General features: G+C 67.1%; 4 protein-coding genes. All 4 read right to left on the bottom strand.

From position 1 onward, the window contains the following. Positions 1 to 146: 146 nt before the first annotated feature. The 4 genes from pstB to pstS all read right to left on the bottom strand — a co-directional run bounded on the left by pstB (position 147) and on the right by pstS (position 4,288). A complete protein-coding gene (gene pstB / locus FNH04_RS41720) occupies positions 147 to 923 on the bottom strand; it encodes a phosphate ABC transporter ATP-binding protein PstB (protein WP_152791452.1) in 777 nt (258 codons plus the stop codon). 53 nt (positions 924 to 976) lie between these two features. Further along, the gene (gene pstA, locus FNH04_RS41715) at positions 977 to 2,035 is read right to left on the bottom strand and encodes a phosphate ABC transporter permease PstA (RefSeq protein ID WP_152791451.1); all 1,059 of its coding nucleotides are present in this window, start codon (positions 2,033 to 2,035) and stop codon (positions 977 to 979) included. After that, positions 2,035 to 3,036 (bottom strand): phosphate ABC transporter permease subunit PstC, encoded by a 1,002-nt coding sequence (gene pstC / locus FNH04_RS41710; protein ID WP_152791450.1) that lies wholly within the window; start codon positions 3,034 to 3,036, stop codon positions 2,035 to 2,037. The genes pstA and pstC overlap by 1 nt, the downstream gene beginning before the upstream one ends. Positions 3,037 to 3,160: 124 nt before the next feature. Further along, positions 3,161 to 4,288, bottom strand: a complete 1,128-nt coding sequence (gene pstS, locus FNH04_RS41705; RefSeq protein ID WP_322725392.1) for a phosphate ABC transporter substrate-binding protein PstS — start codon at positions 4,286 to 4,288, stop codon at positions 3,161 to 3,163. Positions 4,289 to 4,654: the final 366 nt, after the last annotated feature.

The raw sequence follows: 4,654 nt of genomic DNA, 5'->3' as shown, positions 1-4,654 counted from the left end.
CCTGGGGATGGGACGGGTAGGGGCGGCGGGGGCGAGAAAAGCCGCGAAGCCGGCGCAGCAAACAGGCGGGCCCGCCCCCGAAAACCGGAGACGGGCCGCCCTGTTTCCTCACGGTGGCACCGCCATGCAGCACCGCGAGGGGTCAATCAGCCGAAGCGCCCGGAGATGTAGTCCTCCGTGGCCTGCACCGACGGATTCGAGAAGATCCGCTCCGTGTCATCGATCTCGATGAGCTTCCCCGGCTGCCCCACCGCAGCAAGGTTGAAGAACGCCGTCCGATCCGACACCCGCGCCGCCTGCTGCATGTTGTGCGTCACGATGACGATCGTGAACCGCTCCTTCAGCTCCCCGATCAGATCCTCGATCGCGAGGGTCGAGATCGGGTCGAGAGCCGAGCACGGCTCGTCCATCAGCAGAACCTTCGGCTCCACCGCGATCGCCCGGGCGATGCACAGCCGCTGCTGCTGACCACCGGACAGCCCGGACCCCGGCCGGTTGAGCCGGTCCTTCACCTCGTCCCAGAGGTTCGCGCCCCGCAGCGACTTCTCCACGACATCAGCCAGTTCGGACTTCTTGTACGAGCCGTTGAGCCGCAGCCCCGCCGCCACGTTGTCGAAGATCGACATCGTGGGGAACGGGTTCGGCCGCTGGAAGACCATGCCGACCTCGCGCCGTACCGTCACCGGGTCGACCCCGGAGCCGTACAGGTTCTCGTCGTCGAGCATGACCTTGCCCTCGACACGCCCACCCGGCGTGACCTCGTGCATCCGGTTGAGCGTGCGCAGGAACGTGGACTTGCCGCAGCCGGACGGGCCGATGAAGGCCGTCACCGAACGCGGCTCTATCGTCATCGAGATGTCCTCGATGGCCTTGAAGGCCGAGTAGTACGCGGTCAGACCGCTGATGTCGATTCGCTTGGCCATGTGGATCACTGCTTCTTTCAGTCGCTGCGCTGACTTCGTTACGCCTGGCCGCGTCAGCGACCGGTCTTCGGGGCCTTCCAGCGGGCGATCCCGCGGGCCACCAGGTTGAGGATCATGACGAAGGCGATGAGGGTGAGCGCCGCCGCCCAGGCACGGTCGATCGCCTGCGGCGTCCCGATCGCGTACTGGTTGTAGACGTACAGCGGCAGCGAGTCCTGGGCGCCTTCGAAGGGGTTGCCGTTGATCAGGTCCGAACCGAAGACCAGCAGCAGCACGGGCGCCGTCTCACCGGTGATACGGGCCACGGCCAGCATCACACCGGTGGTGATACCGCCGAGCGCCGTCGGAACCACGATCTTCATGATCGTCTTCCACTTCGGTACGCCCAGCGCGAGGGAGGCCTCACGCAGCTCGTTCGGGACGAGCTTGAGCATCTCCTCGGTGGAGCGGACCACCACGGGCATCATCAGGATCGCCAGCGCCATCGCCCCGGCGAAGCCGGAGAAGCTGAACCCGAGGATGAGGATCCAGAACGACAGCACGAACAGGCCCGCGACGATCGACGGGATACCCGTCATGACGTCGACGAAGAAGGTCACGGCCCGGGCCAGCTTCCCCTTGCCGTACTCCACCAGGTAGACCGCGGTGAGCAGACCGATGGGGGCGGCGATCAGGGTCGCGATGAGCACCTGCTCGATGGTGCCGAGCAGCGCCGCGTAGACACCGCCGCCGGGCTCGTTGTTGAGCACACCGTTCATCGAGTGGGTGAGGAAGTAGCCGTCGAAGACCTCCGCACCGTTGCTGACGGTGGTCCACGTCAGGGACAGCAGCGGCACGATGGCCAGGACGAAGCAGACCCAGACGACGCTGGTGGCGACGCGGTCCTTGGCCTGGCGCCGGCCCTCGACGCGGGCCGTGACGACGTACGAGCCGAGGACGAAGAGCAGGGCGGCGATGAGGGCCCACTGGACCTTGCTCTCCCAGCCGGCGGCCAGGCTGATGCCGACGGAGAGCGCGACGGAGGCGACGGCGATCACGGCCGGTGCCCAGCGGGGCAGCCGGGAGGTGGCGAAGACCGGCGCGCCGGGCGGGGTGACGGTTGCTTGGGACATCAGGCGTTCGCCCCCGAGTACTCCTTGCGGCGGCCGATGATGTACCGGGCGGCGCCGTTGACCAGCAGGGTGATGACGAAGAGGACGAGACCGGAGGCGATCAGCGCGTCCTGGCCGAAGCCGTTCGCCTCCTTGAACTTGGAGGCGATGTTCTGCGCGAAGGTACCGCCGCCCGGGTCCAGCAGCTTGCCGGAGATCACGAAGCTCGGGGACAGCACGGTGGCGACGGCCATCGTCTCGCCGAGGGCGCGGCCGAGGCCCAGCATCGAGGCGCTGATGATGCCGGAACGCGCGAAGGGCAGCACCGACATCCGGATGGTCTCCCAGCGGGTGGCGCCGAGCGCCAGCGCGGCCTCCTCGTGCATCCGGGGCACCTGGAGGAAGACCTCACGGGTGACGTTGGTGACGATCGGCAGGATCATGATCGCCAGCAGGATGCCCACGGTGAACAGCGAGCGGGCGGGGCCGGTACCGGTCTTGTCGAAGATGTACGTCCAGCCCAGGTACTCGTCGAGCCACTTGTTCAGGCCCTCGAGGTGGGGCACGAGGATGAGCGCGCCCCAGAGGCCGTAGACGATCGACGGCACGGCGGCCAGCAGGTCGACGACGTACGCGAGCGGTGCGGCCAGCTTGCGCGGGGCGTAGTGCGAGATGAACAGCGCGATACCGATGGCGACCGGCACGGCGAGCAGCATGGCGATGACCGAGCTGACGACCGTGCCGAAGGCGAGCGTGGCGATGCCGAACATCGGCGGCTCGTTCTGCGGCAGCCAGTTCTCGTACGTGAGGAAGTTCGCGTCGTTGTCCGCGAGGGCGTTGATCGCGCGGACGGTGAGGAAGACCGCGATGGCTGCCATGATCAGCAGCAGGGTGATGCCCGAACCCTTGGAAAGCCCCGAGAAGACCCGGTCACCAGGCCTGACGACGGGCTTCGCGGAGCTGCTCTGCGGCTCTATTCGGTCGGTGGGGGGAGGGGACTGTGTGGGTGTCTTGGTGTCCATGACGTTCTCCGGTCTGCTGAGTCCGGTCCCGGCTCGGACATCGAGCCGGTTCGGACTCCTTGGCGGCGGTGCACCGGACGGGGCGGCCGGTCCGTACTGCTCGGGAACCGGCCGCCCCGGTGGGTCAGGCGATGGTCGGAACGATCTCGCGGACCTTGGCGGCGATCTCGTCCGGCAGCGGCGCGTAGCCGGCGTCGCTGAGGACCTTCTGGCCCTCCTCGCTGGCGGTGTAGTTCAGGAACGCCTTGATGGTGGGCAGGGTCTCGGCCTTGTTGCCCTTGTCGCAGACGATCTCGTAGGTGACCAGGATGATCGGGTAGGCGCCGTCCTCCTTGGTCGTGTAGTCGAGCTCGAGCGACATGTCCTTGTCGCTGCTGTTGACGACCTTCGCCGCGGCGATACCGGCGGAGGCGGTGTCCGTGGTGGCCTCGACGGGCTCGGAGGCACCGGTGGCGACCTTGACGGTGGGCAGGTTGTTGCTCTCGGCGTAGGAGAGCTCGAAGTAGCCGATCGCGCCGTCGGTCGCCTTGACCTGGCTGGCGACACCGGAGGAGCCGGACGCGGACTGACCGCCCTTGGCGGGCCAGGCCTTGTCGTCCTCGTACTTCCAGGCGTCGGGGGCGGCGGCACCCAGGTACTTGCCGAGGTTCTGGGTGGTGCCGGACTCGTCCGAGCGGTGGAAGGCCTGGATCTCGGTGGCCGGGAGGTCGACGTCGGGGTTGAGCTTCTTGATCGCCGCGTCGTTCCACTTCGTGATCTTGCTGTCGAAGATCTTGGCGATCGTCTCGGCGTCGAGGACGAGGTTGTCCACGCCGCTGAGGTTGTAGGAGATGGCGATCGGGCCGCCGAGCATCGGCAGGTTGACACCCTGGCCGGTCTTGCAGACCTTCTTGGAGTCCGCGGTCTCCTTCTCGTCGAGCGCGGAGTCCGAGCCCGCGAAGGCGGTGGTGCCCTGCAGCCACTTGGTGATACCGGCACCGGAGCCGTCGGGGCTGTAGTTGATCTCCACGCCGGAGCAGGCCTGCTGGAAGTTCTTCACCCAGAGCTGCATGGCGTTGTCCTGGGCGGAGGAGCCGGAGGCCAGCAGCTGGCCCTTGGCGTCCTCACACTTGACGTTGCTCGGAGCCGCCGCCTTCTCGCCGCCGGTGCTCTCGGTGTTGTCGTCGGAACCGCACGCCGTCAGGACCAGGGCGCCGGAGACCGCGACAGCACCGAGGGAAAGGGCGCGAAGCCGGTTGCGCTGAAGCTTCACTTTCGGGGATTCCTTCCAGGAGCCGCCGTCCCAGGCGGCGTGCGAAGTGGTGGATACAGCCGTTCGAAACGGCATCCCAGCGTGTCTTGGGCTGCATCTCTCAGACTGCTTTCGCCGTGTGCCGCGTGAGCCCCCTTCGGGCTGCACGCCACACCCAGCAAGGCCGAAATTAGGCATTACAGGTGAAGCCGCCGATGGCCATAAATGAACGACGGGTGAACCCCTGTCGACGACGCGGTAAGGTCACGGAACGCTTACGTCGAGGACACGCGAGGATTCCAAGTACAGGGCCCCACAAACCCTTGGACCCCCCTGCAATCGCACCCCTCCCCCAGGCCCACACCACCACTCCACCCGGTGTGACCC

The sequence above is a fragment of the Streptomyces phyllanthi genome (assembly GCF_009377205.1).
GTDB classification, from domain to species: Bacteria; Actinomycetota; Actinomycetes; order Streptomycetales; family Streptomycetaceae; genus Streptomyces; species Streptomyces phyllanthi.
The sequence above is the reverse complement of the archived record's forward strand: the minus strand, read 5'-3'. Positions and strand labels throughout refer to the sequence as shown.

Excerpts from the sequence above, each read along its gene's own strand:
- pstB (WP_152791452.1), bottom strand. The coding sequence starts at position 923 with ATGGCCAAGCGAATCGACATCAGCGGTCTGACCGCGTACTACTCGGCC.
- pstA (WP_152791451.1), bottom strand. The coding sequence starts at position 2,035 with ATGTCCCAAGCAACCGTCACCCCGCCCGGCGCGCCGGTCTTCGCCACC.
- pstC (WP_152791450.1), bottom strand. The coding sequence starts at position 3,036 with ATGGACACCAAGACACCCACACAGTCCCCTCCCCCCACCGACCGAATA.